The sequence below is a fragment of the Chitinophaga niabensis genome (assembly GCF_039545795.1).
Classification (GTDB): domain Bacteria; phylum Bacteroidota; class Bacteroidia; order Chitinophagales; family Chitinophagaceae; genus Chitinophaga; species Chitinophaga niabensis_B.
In genome coordinates this window covers 3134263-3158081 of record NZ_CP154260.1, presented here as the reverse complement: position 1 = coordinate 3158081, position 23819 = coordinate 3134263, and the positions used below count along the sequence as shown (strand labels likewise).

Here is a 23819-nt window from a genome sequence, read left to right as displayed (position 1 = left end):
GTTATTCTCAGGGATTTGCAAGAGCAAATAATGCTCCTGATACCCCTCTGGTTACCTTTCCACGATTTAACTTGTTATGCCTGATAAGAGCATCCTTGCGGTTGTTCTATTAACTTTTCAATCATTAAATCATGTGTTTATGTTCACCATTACCAAAAAACAGGAGCTTTTCTGCCCTTTTCAGCCAAGTATTAGTCCTTATGTGCAGTCTGTAGAAAACCACACTCTCCAATGGTGTGAAACATTTCAGCTGTATCCCGGTGCCATGTTTAACGAATTAAAAACATCCAACTTCGGGTACATGACCTGCAGATTTTATCCCACTGCCTCACATGAGCGACTTTGTATCACCAACGATCTGTTGGTATTGTTATTCCTGCTGGATGATCTCTTTGATCACCAGGATGCGGTAGCGCAGGACCCTGCTGCATTGAAAATGCTGATGAAGAATTTCCTCGGCGTGCTCACAGAGGATAAACACTTTACCATGGAAAACGGCGGCCATGTGCTGGCCGCACTATCTGATGTATGGCAGCGTATGAAAGCCTGCAGCAGCGCTGCATTCCAAAGGGAATTTGTGCAGGACATCCTGCTCTTGTTCAATGCCATTGAATGGCAGAACAAAAATGCGAACAGCTGGAAGACGCCCAGCATTTCCGAGTACATTGAAAGACGCCCCATTATTGGAGGTGCCCACATTGCGGGCCGCCTTATTTACTTTGCAGAGGACATTGCCCTGCCTGCTTCCATAAAAGACCATCCCACACTGCAACGCCTGAACGAACTCTGTGGTCACCTGGGTTGCTGGGCAAACGATCTGTTTTCCTTAAGTAAGGAAATTGCACATGGAGACACGCATAACCTGGTGATGGTGATCCGGCAGGAGAAACACCTGGAGCTGGATGATGCCATTCATGAAACGGTATTGCTGCACAACGAAGAAATGCGCGAGTTCCATGAACTCTACAACGCCATGGAAGATTTCCCTGCCGGGGCCAGGAAGTATGCATATGACCTCGCCATGATCCTGCGCGGGAATATGGACTGGAGCTTTGAAGATACCGCCCGGTATGAGTTTAATTGCGTAGAGAATTACACGATCACTGACCGCCTGACTGAAACAGTATAGGCAGTATGCGAAAGCCGTCCCAACGCATTGGGACGGCTTTTCTGAAATAATCCCTACATTTGGCCCTGATTTTAAACAAATTAGCCCTGTACATATGAAAAAAACACTGCTCTTTTTAGGGCTAACCCTCTGCCATGTGGCAGCTGTTGCCCAATTCAAAACCATTGCGGAAGGTCCTGTTTTTGTTGAACCGGAAGAGGGCATGGCCCGTATCCTGCAATTGAAGAACGGGAATACCATGTTTGTGTTGATCACAGAGAAAGGGGGACTGGACCTCAGGATCTATGATGCTAAACATAAACCCAAAGCATCCAAACATCTTACCCCTAAATACGGGAAACTGGAGCATCCCGCAATTGAAGCCATCTTTGAATCAAATGGCAACGCCGTGTTCCTGATTGGCGAATGGGAAGGTAAAAAAACACCTGTATTACACCGTCTGATAGTGGATGGCACTACAGGTGCCATGAAGAAAGATGAAAAGATCGGGGAATTATTGCGTATGGACGTTAAAAACAGGTTAGCCACGGGATTTGGCGTACCCAAACCCGGTTTCCATGTAAAAAAGGACCCGCTTTCAGATAACTATGCCGTGGCCATATTCAATACACTTGTGTCAGACAGGAATGAGCGGATCGAGGTGATCCTCTTTGGCGCTGAACACCAGGAATTAAGCCGCGCATTCTACAAGTCTCCGGAGGATAAATACAAGTACATGGAGTACATAGATATGACCATTATAGACAGTAAAGCGGTAAGTATACTGGCAAAAGGCTATAATACTGAGGCCAGTGGCGGAAAAGAAAACGTGCTCTTATTGGGCACACTCGAAAAGGGGGCAGCGACTGTGGATATACGTGAACTGGAATTTGCTTACAATAAGGAATTGGACAAAGGAGTGGTGAAATATAATCCTGTTACAAAGAAACTGATCATGATTGCCAGTATAGCGGAATCTGATAAGTGGAATGCGAAAAAATTCACCACCCTGGCTTTAATTGATCCCCTTCAAAAAAGAGTGGACAAGGTAAGTACCGTGTATCCGGACAAGGCCAATGAAAAGAGCAAAGAGTTGTTTGGGAAAAAGAATAAGTTCGAGGGAAAACCACAGAACTTCTATGTGAACCCGGATGGCACTTTTTCCATAGTATACGAAGAGCAGGAGCGGGTGGATGTTACTTTTTCCAACGCTACAGCTACAACAGGTTATGGCTCTGCAAACCGTCCTGTAACATCCCAGTACCTGGAACTGAATCATATTGCGGTATCTACTTTTGATGCGAACGGTAAAGAGATCAGCAGTTACTTTGTGCCTAAAAAACATTTCCTGTTTTCTTTTACAATTCATCCGTTCTATCTGGCTGAAAGGGAGGGGACCGTTGCGAAGCTGTCCAAGGGAGATCAGTTCAAATCATTTGCCTTTGTGAATGGAAAAGATAAGATCTACATATTGTTCAACGACGTGGAAGAGAATGAAAAGCGTGTGCTGAAAGGTAAGATCACCACTATCAAAGGGGTGAGTGAGTGTGATGGTTTTTATTATACGCTGGAAGGGAATAATACATTGCCACCAAGAGAATTTCTTTTTGGTAAGCCGGACAGAGGCCGGGATCACAACCTGGTATTATTTGCCATTTCTGATTACGATAGGGAAAAGAACGTGTATGTAACATTGAAACTTTCTATACAAGGAGAGAGGAAGGGTGTGCGGCTGGTATGGATGGAGCCTTAGTGTAGAGAATAATACACAGGTAACCTTGCCGCGTAGCAGAGGGCGGTGTTTTTTTTCTTTTTGAGGATGTTTTTTGGGATTATGAGGGCGGTTTTTGTAACGGCATGAAATATGTTCTGCTATTGTTGTATCAAACTCTTTAGTATGAAAAACTACGCATATTTCTTGTTAGCGATCTTAGCCGTTTCTTTGAGCAGTTGTGAAGTGATAGGTGGTATCTTTAAAGCAGGTGTGTGGGTAGGAATACTGGCTGTTGCCGCAGTGGCAGGACTGATCATTTTTCTTTTTACCCGCGGGCGCGGTAAAGAATAAAAAAAGGCGGACTTTAACGGTCCGCCTTTTTAATTATTTCTTTTTCAGTCTGGTGATGATCGTTGCCACATCAGTTTGGGTGATCCTTACACCTCCCTGTGTAGTGATTGCTTTATTATTATAGCCCTGGTATAGTATCAGGGTATCTCCGGAAAATGCAAACCGGGCTTTTGATTCCGGCGTAGCTATACCACCGCCACCCGAAGGAGCGTTGATGATCCCGCCTGTAAAATACAAAGAGTCTGTACCCACCAGCCTGTAAGGCGCCACACTGCTGAGCGGGGGCGTAGAGAACTGGAAGTCGGATTCAAACGTATCGTCCAGTACACCATTCACATAAAAATAGCCCTTAACGGTAGTGTCTACACTATATCCCATACCGATAGCGGTAAATTTACCGGCATCGATCACTACTGAACCCACATTATCTTTGGTGATGTAATTACTGATGGATACCATTTTCTCTGTATCTGTTCCATCGGTGGCTTCTACAGTTCCTTCAGTATGTGCCTGCATGTTGATGAAGGTATAAGTTCCTTTCAGCTTATCTACGTTAACAGCGCCTGAGTTATCTATTATTTCCAGGCTTTCTTCTTTTGTACAGGAGGCAAAGAGCACCGCGATAAAAACCAGTTTGCGGACATTCATAAGTACCGGGTTTGTGTAATTAATGCTGCAATGTAGCACATAAAATCTAAAACCTGATCTGAAATTGTGTATCTCTTTCCCCAATGGTGCGTAAAGAGAACTCCCATCCATGGTTCATCAGGATCTCCCTCACCAGGGTGAGTCCGATGCCCTGGCCATCCCTTTTGGTGCTGTAAAAAGGAGAGAAGATATGTTCTGCATCTGCCGGGGCTATGCCCTTGCCGGTATCAGCAATGATCAACTTCTGCCCATGGGTGGTAAGGGTAATAGCCCCCGTATTCGCTATAGATTCAATACTATTCTTCAGGATATTGATAAGGGCCTGTTCCAGTTGCTGTTCATCTGCCATAACCGTAAAGGTGCCGGGTTTTAAAGCCAGTACCAGCTGAATATCCCGCTCTGCTGCTTTCATCTGCATTAAGCGGGTAACGGCAACGATCAGCTGATGCAGGTCTATCCTTTTTTTGTCCGGTTCCGGCAGCTTCACCAGCTCTGCAAAATTGCGCATGAATACATTGAGGTTCTGATTACGGTCTATCGCCACTTCCAGCGCATCCCGCAATACCTGGTGTTCCGGATCTGTCCATAAAGGATGCACTTTTAATGTAGATTGGATAATGGAGTTAACAGGGCCGATGGTATTGTTCACTTCATGTGCCATCATGCGGATCACCTTCTCATATACTTTCTTTTCTGCTGCCAGTATTTCCACAGTTAATTCTTCTATCATCACAAAGTGCCGTGGAAAACCGCGATCAATGAAATGTGATTTCTGCAGTTTGTAGGTGGCAATACCGGTCAGGGAAATAGTCCGGCTTTCGCCTGAACGTAATTGTAATACCTGCTGAAAGATAGGATGGGCGGGTGCCTGGGCAATATGTTCAATGCCCAGTAATTGCAGGGCCTTGGGGTTGATCTGTTGTACCTCATCATCGTAGTTCAGTATAATGATGCCGGTTGGTGAGGTATAGATCAGTTTCTCCAGGAAAAAGTGTTGTTGTTCCTGCCGTACTCTCTCTGTTTTCAACTGTTCCATCATCTGGTTGAACACTTTTACCAGCTGATCCATTTCATATTTACCGGTGAGCGGGAACTTTACGGTGAAATCTTTCTCCCTGATCACATCAACTCCCTCCATCAATGTTTTCAGGGGTTGCAGCAATTGCCGGTATAAACTCCAGGCTATCCATACAGAGAGCAGAATAAATACTTCGGAGGCAATGAAGAGGATCTTGTTTTCCCTGAATATGAAATAACTCAGCACCAGTGCGAGCAGGTGCAGGATCATAACAAACAGGATATATTTAGTCCGAAGTTTCATCATATGGAATGTTGTATTTCTCCAGCCGCCTGTACAGCGCGCTGCGCGTAAGACCCAGTGATACCGCTGCTTTGGAGATCCTGTTATGATGGAATAACATCGCTTTTTTGATCATTTCCACTTCCAGCTCTTCCAGCGTGATAGCACCTACACCCGGTAATTGCAGGTTGCCGCTTTTAACGGGAGACAGTTCCAGCTGGGAACGGAAATCATCTACCTGCAGGAGGTCTGCCCTGCTCACCAGGATGGCTCTTTCCACGAGGTTCTTTAACTGCCGGATATTGCCGGGTAAAGGTAATTGCTGCAGCCACTTCATGGCTTCCGGTGTTACCTGCAGGTTGGGGCGGTTATAGATCTCACGGAGATTGCGGATAAAGCTCTTTACCAGCAGGGGGATGTCCTTGGGCCGCTCCCTTAATGCCGGCAGTTGTATAGTGATCAGGTTGATGCGGTAGAGGAGGTCTTCCCGGAAATTCCCTGCTGCCACCATATCCCGGAGGCTTTTATTGGTAGCGCAAACCACGCGTACATCCACTGTTTTGGTGCGGCTGCTGCCCAGTACTTCATAAGTTCTGTCCTGCAATACCCTTAGCAGTTTTACCTGGCTGCCGGGATCGAGGTCTCCTATTTCATCCAGGAAAATGGTGCCTTTATGCGCCATTTCAAAACGGCCGGTACGGTCGTAACGCGCATCCGTAAAAGCACCGCGTACATGCCCGAACATTTCGCTTTCAAAGAGTGTGGTGGAAATACCGCCAAGGTTCACTTTGATGAAGGGTTTGTTCCTGCGCAGGCTGTTCTGGTGAACGGCTTCTGCGATCAGTTCCTTACCCGTACCGCTTTCGCCCATGATGAGTATAGAAGCATCAGTACCGGCAACCCGGCCGATGGTTTCCAGTATTTGCAGCATGGCGGGATCTTCTCCCACAATATGACTGAAGTCGTATAAGGTATCCAGTTGTTTCCGGGTATGGTTACCGGCTTTTTTATCCTGCAGGTCCAGGAGTGTTTTTACGGATTGAAGGAGGTTCTCATTGTCCCAGGGTTTATTGATGAAGTCATTCGCCCCCAGTTTCATACCCTGCACGGCCAGCTCAATACTGCCCCAGCCGGTGATCAGGATCACGGGAATGGATGTATCATATCGTTTGATCTCCTGCAGTAAAGCCATGCCTTCCTTACCTGATGTACCCAGTGAAAAATTCAGGTCCAGCAGGATCAGGGAGGGTTTACTGCGTTTTATCATTTCCAGTGCTTCCTCCGGCGTGCCTGCTCCGGCGGCTTTGTAGCCTTCCTGCTGCAGGATCAGTAAGAGGGAAGTCCTCACAGCTATATCATCGTCAATGATCAATATCATAGTGTCGTAAAAATAGCATTAATTAATCTTCATGAAGCGCTACGGCCGGTAAAATATTGGAAGCCTGTTTGCCGGGGTAAATAGCACAGATGATCACCAGCGCATAAATAAAGAGGATGGCCAGTATCAATGCGGTGACGTATACACCGGAGGGCAGATCAAATACATTGAGCAAAGGGAATTGAACGGCGAAGAAAGACCCGATGATCAGTGAGAAAGTGGATAATATCAGGGTTTCACTCACGATCTGCAGCACAATATTGTTGCCGGAGGCCCCAATAGCTTTTCTAAGCCCGATTTCTGCCTTGCGCCTGCTGATGTTATACCAGAGCACGCCAAACAGTCCCAGGGCCACGTTCACGATCAGGAAGCCGGCTACAACCAGCAGGATGATCATAGGCACCAGTGTAATACTGTTTTTGGCTACCCGTTTCTTTGTTAAATGTTCTATTTCAATATTAGCGGTGGGCATCATGCCCGTGAGCAGTTTATTCAGTTTACTTTCAAATGCGGCACCTGCATCCGGGTGAATAGAAACCAGCATCCTGCTCTGCCATCCGCTACGCATAAACTGGGCGGCTTCCTGTTTCATGTAATCCCCTTTGTCTTTCAGGTCCTGTACAACACCTATTATCACCACTTCGTCTTCATTTACTTTGAAACGCTGTCCGATCGCTTCTTTATTACCAAATGCTTTTTCTTTCATAGTGGCATTGATCACAATGGGCTTGTTTTTAGAGCCGTCATCCAGTTTGGAGAACCATCGGCCTGCTATCATATGTACTTGCAGGAGCCGGGCATAATCATCATCCACCCAATACTGGTTGGCCATCAGGGACACTTTATTTACCGTTACATTGCTGTTGCTGGTACTGGCACTGAAAGGACTATTACTGCTTACAAAACTTGCCTCCCGTACCTCAGGAAGCGCAGCAACGGTCCTTTTGATGTTTTCGTAATACATGTTGATAGAGTCTTCATTCTCCGTATGCAGCTTATTGTTGGGGTAACTCACAGCCCATACGTTTTCATATACAAAACCCATCGGGCGTTTGTAATTATTGTAGTAATACACTATTAAAGTAAATACGGCAAACATGACCATGAAGGAAACAAGCATTTCAATGATTAAGAGAAAATTCTGTTTCTTTTTATTCCATATCAGCTTAAAGAGATGCCTGATCATAAAAGGAGTTTTTATTAATTAGATTTCAAGGCAGTGACTACCTGTAACCTGGACATGCGCCAGGCAGGATATACACCGGATAACAAGCCGAACACCAAACAGGCACCAAGCGTTGCGGCCAGTACCATTAAGTTGATCTGCAAGGCTGCATTAGGGATGAGCTGGCTATTATTGAATACCCACAATACAATGGCAGAGAGCGCAACGCCAATAATGCCACCAAAGAAAGTAAGGATCAGGTTCTCTATAATGAACTGTATAGCCAGTGTGCCGGAAGATGCGCCAAAAGCTTTTCTGACAGCGATCTCGGAAGAGCGTTCCATGATGCGGCTGCTGTTGATATTTACAAGGTTAATAGTTGGCAGGAGCATAAAAAGGAATAATACCAGGCCAATGATCAGGAAAAACTTTGTAACACCTGTACCGGAATCATCTCCGAGGAATACCCGTGTGAAGCCTGCCAGGTAAGGATCTGCATATCCCGTGATCTTATCATATTCCATGGTGGAATCTACCGGGATCTTCCGGATGACCTGCTGATACTCCTGTTCCATAGCAGGGAGGTCTGCCTTTGAACGCCCCAGAAGGATGGCCATGTATTTACCATTCATGCCCTTGTTATCTCCTTTGTCCTCTTTGGAGAGCGTATAGGGAAGGTACATATCTGCATATGAATAGATCATGGTAATGGGCACATTTTTTACCACGCCTATCACCCGGTATTGTTCATTATCTGTTTCCAGGAATTTCCCTACAACCGAAGGCACTTCTCCAAAATATGCGTGCTTTATCTCTTCAGAAATAACGGTTACCTTTTCTGCCCTGGCGATCTGTTCTGCGGTATAAGGTTTCCCTTCCAGGAATTGGTATTCCTCTACTTCCCAATAATCATGATTGGTGTGTTTGACATTGATAACGAGTTTTTTGCTGTTGATATAGGTGTTAGTAGGACTGAACATGCTGAAGATGGCTACTTTCTCCGGTGTTTTCATACTGCCCACAAAATGGTTGAGATAATGGAAGGTCATTGGCCCCGTCATTCTCATTCCTTTTTTGGTATGTTCAAGCCTTAGCATGTTCACATACAGGGAGCGTTCTCTTTTAACGTCCGGATGGGAGGGGCTTAGCAGGTAATCCATGAAAGCCGTGAGCACAATGATGATGGTGAGTGTTAAGCTGATACCGAAGAGACTGATGAAAGTAAAGAACTTCCTTCTCTTCAGTACCGCGATGGCTATTTTGAAATAATTGACGAGCATAAGAGGGATGTTAAATATTATTGAACCTGTGTACCATCGAAAAGCCTTACCAGCCGGTGTGTTTTTTGGGCCATGTTTTCATCGTGCGTAACCATTACGATGGTAGTGCCTTCTGTTTTGTTCAGGTGTATGAGGATGTCCATCACTTCATTACCCATGGCGCTATCCAGGTTACCGGTAGGTTCATCTGCAAGAATGATCTCCGGGCGCCCCACAATGGCACGTGCAATGGCCACCCTTTGTTTTTGCCCGCCGGAAAGCTGGGTGGGGAAGTGTTTGGAACGATGTCCCAGGCCTACTTTTTCCAATGCGGTAAGGGCCAGGTCCTTCCTCTCTTTGGCAGTGGTTTTACGATAGAGCAGGGGGAGTTCCACATTGTCAAGTACACGCAGGTCGTTGATCAGGTGGTAGCTTTGGAAGATGAAACCGATCTTTTTGTTCCTGAACTGTGCCAGTTGTTTATCTGATAGGTGGTTCGTATTGCTCTCGGAGATCCTGATCTCCCCGCGGGTAGGTTCATCCAGTAAGCCCATGATGTTCAGCAGGGTACTTTTGCCGCAGCCGGAAGGGCCCATAATGGAAAGGAACTCACCTTTGGCAATGTTGAGGCTGATACTGTTCAGTGCCTGTGTTTCCACCGTATCCGTACGGTAAACTTTTTCAATATTCTGTAAGCGGATCATAATGCGTTTTTTTAATTATAATGGATCTTTTCGTTCTTTTCAAAATCGTATAGGGATAAATAGCGCAGCTCATAATAGGCGCCCCAGAAATCACGGAGGGCTACCACGTAATCCCTTTTGGCCTGGTCTTTTTCCTGGAAGGCAATACTGAGGTCTGTGATACTCAGGTTGCCCAGTACATAGCGGGTCTGGGCTATCTGGTATTTCTCAGAGGCAATACTGTCTGCATGCGCACTCAGGGCCACCTGGTCCTTCATCATATCAAAGAGGGTCACCTGCGTAGTAACAGCCTGTGCGAAACTTTGTTTATCCTGCTCTACCGCATATTCCGTAAACCGCAGATTGGCCTCTGCCGTTTTGGTCCTGGACTTTGATCTTCCCCAATCTAAGATAGGGATGGCAAATTCCAGTGATACCAGTTGCTGGTTCTGCGGTGAAGTATATACCTTGGGAATAGTGCTCGCCCTGTTTGCAAAACCCAGGTTGGCTGTTAAGGTAGCATTCAGCCCGTTATCTCCCTTGGCCTGCGCCACATCCCTTTTAGCTTCTATTACTTTCCGGATGAAAGCAATGGCATTGGCATTATTCACATAAGCCTCCGCCAGTACTTTCTCTGCTGTTACTTCCATATTGATGGCGGAAGGAGGGAGTATCAGCTCTATTTTTCCTTTTTCCTGCAAACCGATATAAGAGCGAAGGTTCAGCATGGCTATTTCCATATCCCTTCTTGCCTTGCCTACGGCCTTTTGTGATTTAAGGTGCTCCAGTTGCAATTGAAGGATCTCGTTTTTGGAGATCTTGCCCAGGTTGAATTTCTCGTCTGCTATCTTTTGGATCTGTAACGTGTTCTGCAGGTTGGTCTCCGCGATCTGGAAGTTCACCTGTGCCAGCAGCAGATCAAAAAAGTACCCGCTCACGGTAACGGCTATCTGTTCCATGGCCGAAATATAGTTCTGTTTGCTTTCAGAGAACTTCAGGGGTTCTATGCGTTTGTCCCACTTCAGTTTATTGAACTGGAAGAGCGGCTGCTGGTACCCGATGGTGTACGGGATGGCATTATAGAGGGTGTTCTTCCTGTCAAAATCATCAAACCTTTGCAGTTCCGTTGCCCCGTATATTTTCCCGCCTGTAGGTGTGATGCTCTGGCTGAAAGCGAGGTTCAGGGATGAATTGTTATTGTGTACCGGCTGGAACTCTACCGTTCCGTTGGGTTGCTGCACCTGGTTGAACGTTTTTGAATAGCCCGGTAAATTGCCATTTAAAGCCAGTTGCGGCTGGTAATTGGATTTATAGGTACGCCATTCCCAATAACGGGTTTCTTTCACCGTAACGGCCTGTTTAGAGGCAATAGAGCTGGCTTTGGCCATGCTTACGGCTTCTGCCAGGCTGAGACGGAGAGTGTCCTGGCTGTAGGCTGTACAGGCAAATGCGAGGAGTATAAAGATCAATCCTGTTTTCATCATCATTAATTATTGATCGTTATTTCCTTTGCATGTTTGAACTCACTCATGTCTGACGTGATCACCACTTCTCCCGGTTTTACGTTGTTCTTCAATTCCACGTAATCGAAATTGCTCATGCCTGTCTGTACTTTTCTGCGTTCAGCTTTTCCATCCCGTACAATAAAGATGTCCTGGCTTTCCAGGCCGCTGAAAGCCGGTCCGTTTGCTACCCGCATTACATTATTGCCGGTAGCGGTAACGAGGAATACTTCTACTTTCAGATTGGGGCGGAGCAGTTTGTTATTCCTTTCATTCAACTGGATATCGAATGTAACAATGCCGTTTTCCACAGCGGGATAGATATTGGTAATACTGCCCCGTACTTCTGTTTCGCTGATGCGGATAATGGCAGGCATGCCAGTACGCAGGTGATTCAGCTGAACATCTGAAATAGTGCCGGTCACTTTAAAACTGCTGAGGTCTGCGATCCTGGCCAATGCTTCTCCTTCCCGGATAACGGCGCCGATGTTCTTGTTCACCCAGGTAACCACACCGCCGCGTGTACTTTGGATACTGGCCAGTGATACTTTACGCATCAGTTCTTTCAGTTCATTTTGCTGGATGGCGGCGGCGATCTCTGATTCCCTTATTTCCACCTGCATGGTCTGTTGTTTGCTTTTGATCTCATTTTCCAGCTGCTCTTTTTCCAGCTGTGCCACTTTCAGGTTCAGCTCTGCTTTCTCCACATCTTCCCTTGTGCCGCCACCTGCCTTGTATAGACGTTTGCTGTTTTCTACATCTGCTGTCAGACTATTGATCCGTAATTGTTTGATATTGTTATTTGATTTGAGATCGAAGTAACTCTTATCCAGTTCCAGTTTTAGTTTGCGGATCTCGTTCTGTTTGGATTCCAGCTGGAACTTTCCTTTTTCATATTCCACCTGGATGGCAGTTTTGTCCAGCTTAAGGATAGACTGCCCGGTAGTTACCTTACTACCGGCATCGAGTATGATCTCCTGGATAGAAGCGCTCACGGGGCTGGTGATCACTTCTTCAAATTCAGGCCTGATCTCTCCCGTGGCGTTGATGGTATTCTCAATATTGCCTATTTCTACAATAGCGGTGGTAATGGCGGAACGTTTGATCGTACTGGAAAAGAAGCTGCGCAGCAGGAAGAGTGCAACAGCCAGCACTGCGATACACAGGAGGGTGATCAGCAGGTATTGCTTCTTCCTTTTTTGTTTTACTTCTGCTTCTATGGTTTTGTCCATTGGTATAAGCTGATTTTTAGACCATTCTTGTTTCAATAGGGATGCCAGTCTTAGTTATCAGATTATCAGTATATTAGAGCGTTTGGCTTTTGAAAAGCTGTTCGATATCGAACAACTTTTCCGATAATGGGAAAAATTAATTTCCTATTTTGATCTCTTATTCAAATCCCTAAAATTCCACCGTCTTAACATGAAAACAGTCTTTTTATTCCTGACCATTCTATTTTCCAGCAGTATTGGTTATGCACAGGGTTTCCTGAAAACAGCCGGCACAAAGATCGTGAACGCCAAGGGAGAGAACGTTTTGCTCCGGGGTATTGGTCTCGGTGGCTGGATGCTCCAGGAAGGTTATATGCTGAGGGTCTACAGAGAAGCACAGCAACACCGGATCCGTGCAAGGGCAGAAGAACTGATAGGCCCTGAAAAAACGCAGGCGTTCTATGATGCCTGGTTAAAGAACCATACCACAAAGGCAGACATCGATGCCATGAAGGCCTGGGGCTTCAACTCTGTGCGCCTGCCCATGCATTTCAACCTCTACACTTTACCGGTTGATAAGGAACCGGTAACCGGTCAGCATACCTGGCTGGAAAAAGGTTTTGCTATTACAGACAGTTTACTGGCCTGGTGTAAAGCCAACCAGATGTACCTGATCCTGGACCTCCATGCCGCACCCGGCGGGCAGGGGAACGACCTGAACATTTCAGACCGGGACGGTGCTAAACCTTCTCTCTGGGAAAGCGAGGCACATCAGCAGAAAACCATTGCGCTCTGGCGTAAACTGGCAGAACGTTATAAAGACGAGCCTTGGATTGCTGGTTATGATGTGCTTAATGAACCTAACTGGGGTTTTGAAGATCCACAGAATGATAAGAATGGTTTGAAGGAAAAAGGTAATGTACCTTTAAAGCGATTGATGGTAGACATTACCAAGGCCATTCGTGAAGTAGATCAAAAACACATCATTATCATTGAAGGAAATGGCTGGGGCAATAATTACAACGGCATGCTGCCGCCATGGGATAAAAACATGGTGCTGAGCTTTCACAAATACTGGAACTATAATAACGAGGAGTCCATTGCACATATCCTGCGTTTCCGGGAGCAATACCAGGTGCCGGTATGGTTAGGTGAAACAGGTGAGAACTCCAATGTATGGTTTACGGAAGCCATCCGTTTGCTGGAAACACATAACATCGGATGGGCCTGGTGGCCGTTGAAGAAACTGGGCACCAACAATCCGCTGGAAGTGATCATGAACGAAGGTTACAAGGCAGTGGTAGATTACTGGAACGATCCGAAGAAACCAAAACCTTCAGCAGAGCAGGCTTACAGCGGCCTGATGGAACTGGCCAACAGCACCCGTTTTGATAAGAACATCTATCATAAAGATGTGATCGATGCCATGATACGCCAGCCCTTCAGCAGGGAAACCAAACCCTTTAATGCCAACGTGGTGAAGGGGATGGCCTTGATACCCGCAGTGGAGTATGACCTGGGTATTAACGGAGAGGCTTATTATGATCTGGATACCGCTAATTACCGGGTATCAGATCCTAAAAAGAACACAGCCGGCAACAAAGGCAGAGGTTACCGCAATGATGGTGTTGATATCGGCCTGGATGATAGCTATTTTGTATCCGATATAGAAACGGGAGAGTGGCTGCAGTATACGATTGATGTAGCGGAGAAAGGTACTTATAAATTGCAGTTACATACATCTGCAGACAATGCCAATGGAAAGATCACCCTGCTGCTGGATGGCAAAAAAGTTGGCAATGAGCTGGCGGTTCCCAAAGGGAACTGGCAGGCGCATGATGCGGGAAGTATTACGCTTTCCAAAGGGAAACATAAACTGCGTGTGCTGGCAGAAAGGGGTGGGTTTAACCTGAAGGAATTACAGTTCTCTAAATAATCTGTAAAACAGGCTGACCAAATGAACTGGTCAGCCTGTTTTGTTTTTGCAGAAAAGCCATGGTAGCTTCATCCCTGCTTTATCTGCCCCCTTATTTTATTATATCAGTTAAATTGGTATTTTAGGTACCAAATAGTTAATGCATGGAAACACCAAACTTATTCGAACTCTCTATTGACGGAGCATCTTCCGGCTTTTTAAATGAAACCAGCCGCTGGGCTAAGTTTCTCGCTATTGTGGGGTTTGTGATGGTAGGTTTTATGATCTTATTCAGCCTGGCCATTATAGGGCTGGGTAATTCAAACCCTATGATGCAAGCCAGTTTCCAAAGCGCGGGGTATAGCAACCCTGCCGTGCTGGGCATCGTTTACCTGGTGATGGCAGTTGTTTCGATCTTCCCCTACCTGTATCTTTTTCAGTTTGCCACGAAAATGAAAGCTGCTTTAAGTTCTTCTGAACAGGATGTATTGAACAGTGCCTTTTCCAGTCTGAAATCCTGTTTTAAGTTTGTAGGTGTTTTTACGATCATTCTGCTGGGCTTTTTTGTACTGGCATTCGCAATTGGGATTGTCGCAATTATGACGAGTTCGCAGATATAGGAAAAAGGCCGTAGTTAACACCCGGCCTTTTTTAAATTCGCAAAATGAATAGATCAATGCTGTTGGGCAGGATTGAAACGTATCTGCCTTTTATCAAGCTGGTTATGAGGATAGTGCTGATATGCACCTCTTCCTTAATTCTTATCTCTGCTATCCTGGTGCATCTTTTCGGGAAGATCAACGGCGATACTTACAATGATATACATAGCTATATTATCTGGTATTCACTCATGTTTAATTTCTGGACATTGATCTGTTCAGTTCCCCTTTTGCTAAGTATTGCTCTTTATAAAAAGTTAACAGGAAAAAATGTATGGGAATCAGTTAAAAAAGAAACCATCCTTCTTCTGATAAATGTTATTGGCGTGGCTATTTTTGCGCTGTCTGTTTTTTTAATTCCTGCATAAATTCATCTGCCCAGTATCCTATGTTGTGATGACTAACGTTCTCATATAGACGTTTCATCCTGATCTGTCTTTCCTGTTTATTCATGCTGATCGCCCGCAGCAAACTGCGCTTCATGGAATCATTGTCATAAGGATTGGTAAGGATGGCATGCGGCAATTCTACCGAAGCCCCTGCAAACTCAGATAATACCAATACGCCGTCTGATTCAGGATTGAGCCCCTGCACGGCAATGTATTCCTTGGCCACCAGGTTTAAACCATCCCTTAATGGCGTGATCCAGGCTATGTCTGAGATGGCATAATAAGCCAGCACTTCTTCAAAAGAAAAGGAACGGAAAAAGAAATGGATCGGCACCCAGTCGATCGTGGAATACTTACCATTGATAGCCCCGATAGCCTGTTCCAGTTCATGCTGCACCTGTTCGTATATTTTCATGCCACTGGCAGGAGGGGTGCAGATATTGATCAGTTCTATCTTTCCATGCAGGCCGGGATGTTCGTCCAGGAACTGCCCGAAGGCCCTGATCTTTTCCAGCGGGCCTTTCACATAATCCAGCCGCTCTATGCTGAGGATAGTTTTTTTGCCTGTAGTGCTTTTCTTTAATTCCGCGATCAGGTCTTGTGTGGCGGGTTGTTGTGTGAGTTCTTTGATATAATCCACATGTACGCCAACGGGGTTAGCGCCTAAACGTACTTTTCTTCTGCCTGCCTGGATCTCCCGCGTCATTACACCGGTGCCCATGGCACAGCTGTAAGTAAGGAAGCGGGGTGCTGCACTTTCCTGTTCTATGATCTTTACGGGCATGAGGCTTTTCACTACATCCACAAAGTTCTCTACATAACGGGGTATATGAAAGCTCACATAGTCACATTGTAATAAACTGCCGATGATCTCTGCCCGCCAGGGGATGATGTTGAAAGTATTGGCAGCAGGGAAGGCTGTGTGATGAAAGAAACCGATCGTAAGGTCAGGTCTTAGCTGGCGGAGATAACCGGGTACCATCCATAAATTGTAATCATGGATCCATACGGTGGCATTCAGTTCAGCTTCTGCAGCTGCTTTCTCTGCAAACCTTTTATTGATCTTCAGGTAATGTTCCCAGTGTTCATGATTGAACTGCGCTTTTTCTATAAAGGAAAAGATGGCAGGCCAGAATGCTTCTTTGGAGAAGAGTTTGTAGAAGATATCGATATCGTTTTTCTCCATCATCACAGGGCTGGCCTGTAAATGGGGATATACTTCTTTGTCAATATAAAAATTGGCTGCCGGCGCATCTCCTTCCTTCATTTCCTGCCAGGCGATCCATAATCCCGGGCGGTTGGATTTGAAGAAATTAGTGAGTGTGGGCAGAATGCCGTTAGGGCTTTTGGGTGCACGTTTGATGATCTTCCCGTTCTCTTCCACTGTTTCAAATGGGAAACGGTGATAGAGCATCACCAATTGAGAAGAATCTGTATTACAATCTTTAGCCGTTTTCTTTTGATAGAAGGGTTTAAAATCTTCAAAATGCGCCATGGCTTCCATGATGCCACCGGCACCACGGACCTCGGAATGGAATACACCGGGGAGGCCCTGTGTGGCAGTTACCAGTGCAGGTTCTGCTTCACCCACTACTACACCTTTGTATCCCCGGCCATATAAGGCAAGGTCGTTCAGGGTATCGCCGGCAACGAGTACTTTTTCTTCCGGGATCTTCAGGTGATCGATCAGTTGTGTAAGTGTGGTGCCTTTATTGACATTGATGGGTAATACATCAAAAAACCTGTTGTCTGATAAGAGGATGTCGCAACCCAGTTGTTGTTCCAGTGCGCCGATCCCTTCATGTTCCAGGTGTTCATCGAATATAAAGGAGCAGCGGCGTTGCTGTGGTACCGGTTGAATGCGGATGCCTTTTACATCTTTTAACTGTTGCAGGATGGCCTGTTTGCCGGGCCATTTGCTTTCGATATTATTCTGAATAGGCTGAACGGGCTGAAGGGTAGTGCCATCGAGGATGGTGGCGCCCACATCGCAGATGATGAATTCAGGCCTTGGGATAACGGGATCACTCAGTAAGGGTAATACGCTTTCCATGCCACGGCCGGTTACAAAAACGAGGCGGAAATCCTTGTTATTCCTGATCATTTCGTATAACTCTTCCATGTGTTGGCGGGTTCCCCCTAAAAATGTTCCGTCAAGGTCTGTCGCTAAGATCATGCTTGTGTTTTTCGTGATATAAATAAGTTGCCTCAAGCCGATATACGGATGGCTCGCAACCCTGTTGTGCTCAATAAATGAGATGTTATTTTGGGTAAAAACGGGATCACAAAGGTACACATTAAATAGGTCTGAAAAGGTGACATCATGGCGTTATTTGGTGACTATTAGGCACTTATTAGCTAAAAATACCCCTGATTTGAATATCTGTTGTTTTTCGTTAACTTACCGTATATCAAGCTCTGAAATGTATGATGATTCAGCCCAAACGCCTATTTGATGCGGTAGCTCACCAATTGCAGTTTTTTCCCAAGCCCGATATGCTGGTGGCTAAGATAAATGGGGCATGGAAGCCTGTTTCCACGAAAGAAGTACAGCAAACCGTGAACCGCCTGAGCGCAGGACTTTTAAGCCTGGGGGTAAGCGGAAACGACCAGACAGTGGAAGGGGCAGATAAAGTTGCCATCATTAGCAATAACCGCCCGGAATGGATCATTACAGACCTTGCCGTGCAGCAGACCGGGGCCATCCTGGTGCCGCTTTATCCCACAACAAGCCCCACAGAACTGCAATTCATCCTCAATGATGCAGCCGTGAAGTACATTTTTGTGAGCAACGTGGAATTATGTGAGCGAGTGAAAGGCATGATGAAAGATATTCCTTCCCTGCAAAACATTTTTACTTTTGATGAGGTACCCGGTGCAGATCACTGGACGAAGGTAACAGACCTGAGCAACGATGCCCTGCTGGCCCGGGTGGAGGCTATAACACCTGCCATCAGCGAAGAACATGTAGCCACTATCATTTATACTTCCGGTACCACAGGCACACCCAAAGGAGTGATGCTTACCCATAAGAATATTGTCAGCAACGCCTATCATTCCAAAGAGAGCTTTCCTTTCCCGGATGCGCCGCAAACCAGGGTATTGAGCTTTCTGCCACTGAACCATATCTTTGAAAAGATGTGTACCTACATTTACCTGTTCAGTGGTATCAGCATTTACTATGCGGAAAGCATGGATAAGATCGGGGATAACCTGAAAGAGGTAAAACCGGATGGCTTCACTACTGTACCCCGTTTGCTGGAGAAAGTGTATGAGAAGATCATGAGCAAAGGCCATGAGCTCACAGGTATCAAACGTGGATTGTTCTTCTGGGCGGTAGCGTTGGGTAAGCGATACGACAATAATATCAGCGGCGGATGGTGGTATAACCTCCAGCTATCCATTGCCAATAAACTCATTTTTTCCAAGTGGCGCGATGCATTGGGCAACCGCATTTCCTATATCGTTACAGGAGGCGCCGCCTGCCAGGAAAACCTTTTGCGGATCTTCACCGCAGCCCGCATTCCGGTATATGAGGGATACGGCCCTACAGAGAATAGCCCCGTAATCAGCGTAAACAGGCGCGATAAGCCGGAAAATACCCGTTTTGGTACCACCGGGCCAGTGATAACAGGGCAGGAGGTAAAACTGACGGAAGAAGGCGAAATACTGGTGAAAGGGCCTTCCGTAATGAAGGGATACTACAAACGCCAGGACCTCACAGACGAAACCGTGAAAGATGGCTGGTTGTATACCGGGGATATCGGCACCTTTGTAGACGGAAAATTCCTCAAGATCACAGACCGTAAAAAGGAGCTGTTCAAAACCAGTGGTGGTAAATATGTGGCGCCGCAGCCGATTGAAAATAAATGTAAGGAAAGCCCTTTCATTGAACAGATCATGGTGATCGGTTCCGAACGGAAGTTTGTGGCTGCTTTGATCGTACCTTCTGTCAGCAGGCTGAAACAGTGGATGGCGCAGAATAACATTCCTTTCACCACGCCGGAAGAAGCTGTTAAGAATAAAGAGGTATTAGCGATGTTTGATAAGGTGGTGGAGAAATACAATGCCTTATTCAATCATGTGGAACAGATCAAGAAGTTTGAATTACTGCCGAAGGAGTGGGGAGTGGATACCGGGGAGATGACGCCGAAACTGAGCCTGAAAAGGAAGGCGATCATGGAGAAGTATAAGGATGTAGTAGAAAAGATCTACGCCGATAGTGCTGAAGGGGTAAAAAGGCATTGAGGCCGTTTATTGGCTGATTAAGGCGGTTGCAAGGCCGGTTCAAGGCCGTGAAAGGCCGTCACGAGGCTGTTAAAGGCCATTACAAGGCCGTAAAAGGCTAAAAAAAGCACGAAAAACAGGAATTATAATAAGCGGGGGTGTTCTTATCATAGAACGCCCCCGCTTATTATTTAGGCTTTGATCTTAGGTGGTATCAGCTTGTACACCACCGGAGTTACTATCCTCGAAAGCAAGGTAGAACTGATCAATCCCCCGATCAGTACAATCGCTAATGGTGAGATCAATGGATTATTTGAAATAGCGATAGGTATCAAACCGCCGATAGCCGTTAAAGAAGTAAGTACGATGGGTAAGAACCTCACTTCCCCTGCTTCCCTGATAGCTGTTTCCAGGTCTTTCCCCTGCGCCCGCAACTGGTTGGTGAAATCCACCAGCAGGATGGTATTTTTCACTTCAATCCCCGCCAATGCTATCAACCCGATGATGGCAACGAAAGACAATGAATTACCCGTGATCCATAGCGCAATGGCTGCACCTACTATACCCAGCGGAATAACGGAAAGGATGATGAGCGTACTTTTGAAGGTGCCGAATTCCAGGATCAGCACGGCAATAAAGAGGAATACCGTTACAATGATGATATTCTGGAAACCGCCGAATGATTGCTGGCGTGATTCCACTTCACCTCCCATTTCATAGCTATATCCCACGGGCAATGCCATCGCATCCATTCTGCCGATCACATCGGTGATCACCCTATCCACCAGGAAACCCTGCTGCACAAATGCTTTCACGGAAACTACCCTTCTTTTCTCCTGGTGATTGATGTGTACCGGAGATGTTTCCATTTTCAGATCAGCCACCTGTGACAAGGGGATGGCTTTTCCCTGCAGGTTGTTCACATAGAGGTTGCTGAACACATCCAGTGTAGGCCTTCCTTCTTTTGCGCGGGTGAGCAGGATGTTATAATCATTGGTATTATCATCTGTGTATTTACCCAGTGTTAATCCTGCTACGGCGAGGCGCACGGTACGGTCTATCTGTACAAAGGGGATGCCCAGCTGTTGTGCTTTCTCCGGCTGAATGGCTACTCTGATGTCGCTTTTCAGCAGGTCTACCGGGTTATCGATGTACATGGTGCCGGGTGTTTTGTGCAGCATTTTTTCCACGCGGGAGGCCAGTTGGCGCAGGGTATCCAGGTCGTCTCCAAAGATGCGGACTTCCACAGGAGCTACTACGGGAGGGCCCTGCTCAAAGTCCTTCACTTCCACTTTCGCACCGGGATAAGGCGTCCAGGCTTTGCGGAATTTTTCCATCAATGCCTGTTTCTCTTTGGGATTGGTTTCTTCTCCCAATTGTACAAACACCTGTGCAAAATCACTCTGTTCTTCCTTTTGGATCACATTGTAATAGATCCTCGGATTTCCTTTCCCTACGTTGGTGGCAAAGTATTTCACCAGCGGTTCCTTTTTCAGGGTTTGTTCTATCTGTTTTGCAATACTGTTCGTGTATAACAGATTGGATTGCGAAGGCGCCGTGATATTGATCATGAACTGCGGCTTTTCAGAAGGAGGAAATAAACTGAAACCGATCAGTTTAAACACTCCCAATGAGCCTGCAAAGATGATCACGGTGATCACGAGTGTGAGTGCGGGGCGTTGCAGGGCTTTGTCCAGCAGGCGGGAATAACTGCCGTGGATAAGCTTCTTCAATCCGCGCATGAACAGGTTGCCATCCGGATGGCCGGTATGTGGTTTTAATACTTTGCTGGTAAGGAAGGGTATGATGGTGAGCGACACGAACATAGAAGCCAGTACGCAGAAGATCACGGCCAGCGGCATACTCCGGATAAAGTCCCCTGATCCTTCCGGCATAAATACCAGTGGCATAAATGCAATGATCAATGTTACCGTACAACCTAATACAGCCATACCGATCTGTTTGGTGGCTTTCAGCGTAGCTTCCAGTGCACTATGCCCTTCAAGCATCCATCGTTCTATATTTTCCACTACCACAATGCTATCATCCACCAATAGTCCTAATGCAACTACCAATCCCACAATGCTCAGCTGGTTGAGGTTATATCCAAATAACTGCAGCAGGATGATACCGATGGACAGAGAGAGCGGTACAGAGATCATTACGATCACGGCCTGCCGGAAACCCAATGGCAGCAAAGTAATGGCCACCAGGAAGATGGCGATCATGAAATCGATACCCAGGCTGCCGAGACGCCTGTTCACATTGGCGGCCTGGTCAAAATGTTCGATCAGGTCAATGTTGGCCGGTAATGTTTTCCGGAACTTTTCAATGACCGGTTTATAGAGTAATTGTGTTTTGCTGATATTTTCTCCTTCCTTCTGTGCGGCAGCTACAAATATGCAGCGGAAGCCATTCAGGCGGGTTTGGTAAGTTTCATCTGCATAACCGTAATACACTTTGGCAATGTCTTTCAGGTAAACGTTACGCCCTGCGCCGGTGTAAACGATGGTGTTGCTGATCTCTTCCAGCGAGTGGAAATTACCGCTGGTTTTGATGTTAAAGGTTTTGTTACCGGCATCGATGCTGCCACCAGGGATACTCAGGGTTTCATTCTGCAGGCTGCTGATCACATTGTTCACGGGCAGGTTCATCTGCGCCATCTTTTCCAGGTCCAGCTCCGCACGTACCTGTTGTACAGGTAATCCGTGGATCTCTACTTTCTTGAGCGGACTGAGTTTTTCCAGTTCGTCCTGTAGTTTCTCTGCATAGAATTTCAGTTTATCGCGCGGTGCATTTTCAGAGATCAGGGCGATCTGCATGATGTTCACATCAGAAGGCTGGAACTTCTGTACTTCAATGAAGATGTTATCGGAAGGAAGTTCCCGTTGTTTGTTGTTGACAACGCGTACCATCTCCTGGTACTTATCATCCACATTGCTGCTGTATTTATATTCTACCCGCATAACGGCCAGGCCATCGCTGATGCTGGTGCGGATGCGCAATACGTTCTCAAGTTCATTGATCTCTTTCTCCAATGGGTCAACAATCAGTTCCTCCATGTCCTTCGGACTGGTGCCGGGATATACCACCACTACGGAATAAGTGGGGGCATGCATCTCCGGATCTTCCGAACGTGGCATGTTGAGAATGGTAGTGATACCCAGCGCAATGATCATGATAAAGATCACCAGTGTGAACTGGTAATTCTTAACGGCATAGTCAGATATTTTCATGTTTGCAGGCTTGGAAGGTTATTGAATAATGCGGATAGTGCTGCTGTCCGTCAGGTAGGCGCTGCCGGAAATGATCAGCTGGCGCGCGTTTTCCAGTCCGCCACTGATGATCACATGGTCCTTTTCCATCCCTGCGATCGTCACTTTCACTTTTTGCGCCTGCTTGTTATCGTTGGTGATGAAAACATATCCGCTGTTGCCATCTCCATCCAGCACAGCATCGTAGGGAACGGCCCAGCTGCTGGTGTTGCTATTGCTTTGTGCAGTGGTATGTATCACCGCTTTGCCGAACATGCCAAAAGCAATGGCTTCGGGTTTTTCTCCCGTGAGGCGAATGTCTATTGCAAAAGAACCGGTGGAAGGGTCGATCCCTTCTGAGCGGCGGGATACCAGGCCGGTGAAGGTTTTTCCGGGAACGGATTCCACTTCTACCGTAGCGGTATCCTTCAGGCGGATGGCCGCCCATTCTTTATTACTGATGCTGGTGCGTAATAACCAGTTGCCGGATTGGGCGCCATTGGTTTGCAGGATAGGGGTGCCGGCTCCAACGAGCTGGCCTTCTGCCGCCAGTTTGCGGAGCACAAAACCATTACGCGGAGCAGTGATCACACTATGATTACGATTGAACTGCGCCGTTTTTAATTGTTGTTGTGCAATGTCTTTCGCCGTTTGTGCATTCTGTAATTGTTCCAGTGTGGCTACGCTGTCGTTATACAAATTGGTGGCCCGCTGATGATCACGTGTGGCTTTTTCAAAGGCCAGTTGTGCCTGCTGTACCTGCGCGTCTATCTCTACAGGATTCAGAATGGCTACTGTTTGTCCCTGGCGGATGGCATCACCTTCCTTCACGAGTATGCGTTGAATGATGCCGCCTGTTTTGAAAGAAAGCAGTACTTCATCGTCAGTGGTGAAGACTCCGGAAACAGGAATGCTCGCGGAAGCCGACTGGCTTTGCAGGGGGAGGATCTTTACAGGGATATCTGCCTGTGGTGGTATTTCGGATGCAGCAGATCCTGCACCGCAGGCACTCAATCCTATTGCACCGGATAATAATAAAATATACAGTTTCATATA

At 46.5% G+C, this 23819-nt stretch carries 17 protein-coding genes; 6 read left to right on the top strand and 11 right to left on the bottom strand.

The features are described from left to right. The first annotated feature begins 139 nt into the window (after positions 1 to 139). The 3 genes from AAHN97_RS12245 (at position 140) to AAHN97_RS12235 (ending at position 3173) form a co-directional block, all read left to right on the top strand. Positions 140 to 1129, top strand: a complete 990-nt coding sequence (locus AAHN97_RS12245; protein WP_343307913.1) for a terpene synthase family protein — start codon at positions 140 to 142, stop codon at positions 1127 to 1129. 94 nt (positions 1130 to 1223) lie between these two features. Next, positions 1224 to 2861: a hypothetical protein gene (locus AAHN97_RS12240; RefSeq protein ID WP_343307912.1), complete on the top strand. Its 1638-nt coding sequence runs from the start codon at positions 1224 to 1226 to the stop codon at positions 2859 to 2861. Positions 2862 to 3005: 144 nt separating this feature from the next. After that, the gene (locus tag AAHN97_RS12235; protein WP_153658177.1) at positions 3006 to 3173 is read left to right on the top strand and encodes a phosphatidate cytidylyltransferase; all 168 of its coding nucleotides are present in this window, start codon (positions 3006 to 3008) and stop codon (positions 3171 to 3173) included. A 33-nt stretch (positions 3174 to 3206) separates the two neighbouring features. Here the strand turns inward: AAHN97_RS12235 and AAHN97_RS12230 are convergent, their stop codons facing one another. Genes AAHN97_RS12230 through AAHN97_RS12195 form a run of 8 tightly spaced genes read right to left on the bottom strand, consistent with a single transcriptional unit; the run spans position 3207 to position 12340 of the window. Beyond that, complete coding sequence (locus AAHN97_RS12230; protein ID WP_343307910.1) at positions 3207 to 3821, bottom strand: hypothetical protein; 615 nt, start codon at positions 3819 to 3821, stop codon at positions 3207 to 3209. 46 nt (positions 3822 to 3867) lie between these two features. Beyond that, complete coding sequence (locus AAHN97_RS12225; RefSeq protein ID WP_343307909.1) at positions 3868 to 5145, bottom strand: sensor histidine kinase; 1278 nt, start codon at positions 5143 to 5145, stop codon at positions 3868 to 3870. Further along, positions 5126 to 6499, bottom strand: a complete 1374-nt coding sequence (locus tag AAHN97_RS12220) for a sigma-54-dependent transcriptional regulator (protein ID WP_343307908.1) — start codon at positions 6497 to 6499, stop codon at positions 5126 to 5128. The genes AAHN97_RS12225 and AAHN97_RS12220 overlap by 20 nt, the downstream gene beginning before the upstream one ends. Before the next feature lie 22 nt (positions 6500 to 6521). Continuing rightward, positions 6522 to 7685, bottom strand: coding sequence for an ABC transporter permease (locus AAHN97_RS12215; protein WP_343307907.1), 1164 nt, complete (start codon positions 7683 to 7685; stop codon positions 6522 to 6524). A 14-nt stretch (positions 7686 to 7699) separates the two neighbouring features. Next, positions 7700 to 8944 carry an ABC transporter permease gene (locus AAHN97_RS12210; protein ID WP_343307905.1) on the bottom strand — a complete coding sequence of 415 codons (1245 nt, stop codon included), beginning with the start codon at positions 8942 to 8944 and terminating at the stop codon, positions 7700 to 7702. 17 nt (positions 8945 to 8961) lie between these two features. Next, positions 8962 to 9627 carry an ABC transporter ATP-binding protein gene (locus AAHN97_RS12205; protein WP_343307904.1) on the bottom strand — a complete coding sequence of 222 codons (666 nt, stop codon included), beginning with the start codon at positions 9625 to 9627 and terminating at the stop codon, positions 8962 to 8964. 11 nt (positions 9628 to 9638) lie between these two features. Further along, complete coding sequence (locus tag AAHN97_RS12200) at positions 9639 to 11087, bottom strand: TolC family protein (RefSeq protein WP_343307903.1); 1449 nt, start codon at positions 11085 to 11087, stop codon at positions 9639 to 9641. 5 nt (positions 11088 to 11092) lie between these two features. Next, entirely contained in the window at positions 11093 to 12340 is a 1248-nt protein-coding gene (locus tag AAHN97_RS12195; RefSeq protein WP_343307902.1) for an efflux RND transporter periplasmic adaptor subunit, read from the bottom strand. A 190-nt stretch (positions 12341 to 12530) separates the two neighbouring features. On the opposite strand from AAHN97_RS12195, the gene AAHN97_RS12190 reads away from it, so the two are divergent. Together AAHN97_RS12190 and AAHN97_RS12185 are read left to right on the top strand one after the other, a co-directional pair. Beyond that, positions 12531 to 14255, top strand: coding sequence for a cellulase family glycosylhydrolase (locus AAHN97_RS12190; protein WP_343307901.1), 1725 nt, complete (start codon positions 12531 to 12533; stop codon positions 14253 to 14255). Between the two features lie 143 nt (positions 14256 to 14398). Beyond that, complete coding sequence (locus AAHN97_RS12185; protein ID WP_343307900.1) at positions 14399 to 14854, top strand: DUF5362 family protein; 456 nt, start codon at positions 14399 to 14401, stop codon at positions 14852 to 14854. 369 nt (positions 14855 to 15223) lie between these two features. Here AAHN97_RS12185 and ggpS read toward each other — a convergent pair whose 3' ends face one another. Further along, positions 15224 to 17458: a glucosylglycerol-phosphate synthase gene (ggpS, locus tag AAHN97_RS12180; RefSeq protein ID WP_343307899.1), complete on the bottom strand. Its 2235-nt coding sequence runs from the start codon at positions 17456 to 17458 to the stop codon at positions 15224 to 15226. Between the two features lie 251 nt (positions 17459 to 17709). Here ggpS and AAHN97_RS12175 point away from each other — a divergent pair, with 251 nt between their 5' ends. Beyond that, positions 17710 to 19530, top strand: a complete 1821-nt coding sequence (locus AAHN97_RS12175) for an AMP-dependent synthetase/ligase (protein ID WP_343307898.1) — start codon at positions 17710 to 17712, stop codon at positions 19528 to 19530. A gap of 170 nt (positions 19531 to 19700) precedes the next feature. Here AAHN97_RS12175 and AAHN97_RS12170 read toward each other — a convergent pair whose 3' ends face one another. Both AAHN97_RS12170 and AAHN97_RS12165 read right to left on the bottom strand, forming a co-directional pair. Beyond that, complete coding sequence (locus AAHN97_RS12170) at positions 19701 to 22745, bottom strand: efflux RND transporter permease subunit (protein WP_343307897.1); 3045 nt, start codon at positions 22743 to 22745, stop codon at positions 19701 to 19703. 18 nt (positions 22746 to 22763) lie between these two features. Continuing rightward, positions 22764 to 23816: an efflux RND transporter periplasmic adaptor subunit gene (locus AAHN97_RS12165; protein WP_343307896.1), complete on the bottom strand. Its 1053-nt coding sequence runs from the start codon at positions 23814 to 23816 to the stop codon at positions 22764 to 22766. Between the last annotated feature and the right edge of the window lie 3 nt (positions 23817 to 23819).

Excerpts from the sequence above, each read along its gene's own strand:
- AAHN97_RS12245 (WP_343307913.1), top strand. The coding sequence starts at position 140 with ATGTTCACCATTACCAAAAAACAGGAGCTTTTCTGCCCTTTTCAGCCA.
- AAHN97_RS12240 (WP_343307912.1), top strand. The coding sequence starts at position 1,224 with ATGAAAAAAACACTGCTCTTTTTAGGGCTAACCCTCTGCCATGTGGCA.
- AAHN97_RS12235 (WP_153658177.1), top strand. The coding sequence starts at position 3,006 with ATGAAAAACTACGCATATTTCTTGTTAGCGATCTTAGCCGTTTCTTTG.
- AAHN97_RS12230 (WP_343307910.1), bottom strand. The coding sequence starts at position 3,821 with ATGAATGTCCGCAAACTGGTTTTTATCGCGGTGCTCTTTGCCTCCTGT.
- AAHN97_RS12225 (WP_343307909.1), bottom strand. The coding sequence starts at position 5,145 with ATGATGAAACTTCGGACTAAATATATCCTGTTTGTTATGATCCTGCAC.
- AAHN97_RS12220 (WP_343307908.1), bottom strand. The coding sequence starts at position 6,499 with ATGATATTGATCATTGACGATGATATAGCTGTGAGGACTTCCCTCTTA.
- AAHN97_RS12215 (WP_343307907.1), bottom strand. The coding sequence starts at position 7,685 with ATGATCAGGCATCTCTTTAAGCTGATATGGAATAAAAAGAAACAGAAT.
- AAHN97_RS12210 (WP_343307905.1), bottom strand. The coding sequence starts at position 8,944 with ATGCTCGTCAATTATTTCAAAATAGCCATCGCGGTACTGAAGAGAAGG.
- AAHN97_RS12205 (WP_343307904.1), bottom strand. The coding sequence starts at position 9,627 with ATGATCCGCTTACAGAATATTGAAAAAGTTTACCGTACGGATACGGTG.
- AAHN97_RS12200 (WP_343307903.1), bottom strand. The coding sequence starts at position 11,087 with ATGAAAACAGGATTGATCTTTATACTCCTCGCATTTGCCTGTACAGCC.
- AAHN97_RS12195 (WP_343307902.1), bottom strand. The coding sequence starts at position 12,340 with ATGGACAAAACCATAGAAGCAGAAGTAAAACAAAAAAGGAAGAAGCAA.
- AAHN97_RS12190 (WP_343307901.1), top strand. The coding sequence starts at position 12,531 with ATGAAAACAGTCTTTTTATTCCTGACCATTCTATTTTCCAGCAGTATT.
- AAHN97_RS12185 (WP_343307900.1), top strand. The coding sequence starts at position 14,399 with ATGGAAACACCAAACTTATTCGAACTCTCTATTGACGGAGCATCTTCC.
- ggpS (WP_343307899.1), bottom strand. The coding sequence starts at position 17,458 with ATGATCTTAGCGACAGACCTTGACGGAACATTTTTAGGGGGAACCCGC.
- AAHN97_RS12175 (WP_343307898.1), top strand. The coding sequence starts at position 17,710 with ATGATGATTCAGCCCAAACGCCTATTTGATGCGGTAGCTCACCAATTG.
- AAHN97_RS12170 (WP_343307897.1), bottom strand. The coding sequence starts at position 22,745 with ATGAAAATATCTGACTATGCCGTTAAGAATTACCAGTTCACACTGGTG.
- AAHN97_RS12165 (WP_343307896.1), bottom strand. The coding sequence starts at position 23,816 with ATGAAACTGTATATTTTATTATTATCCGGTGCAATAGGATTGAGTGCC.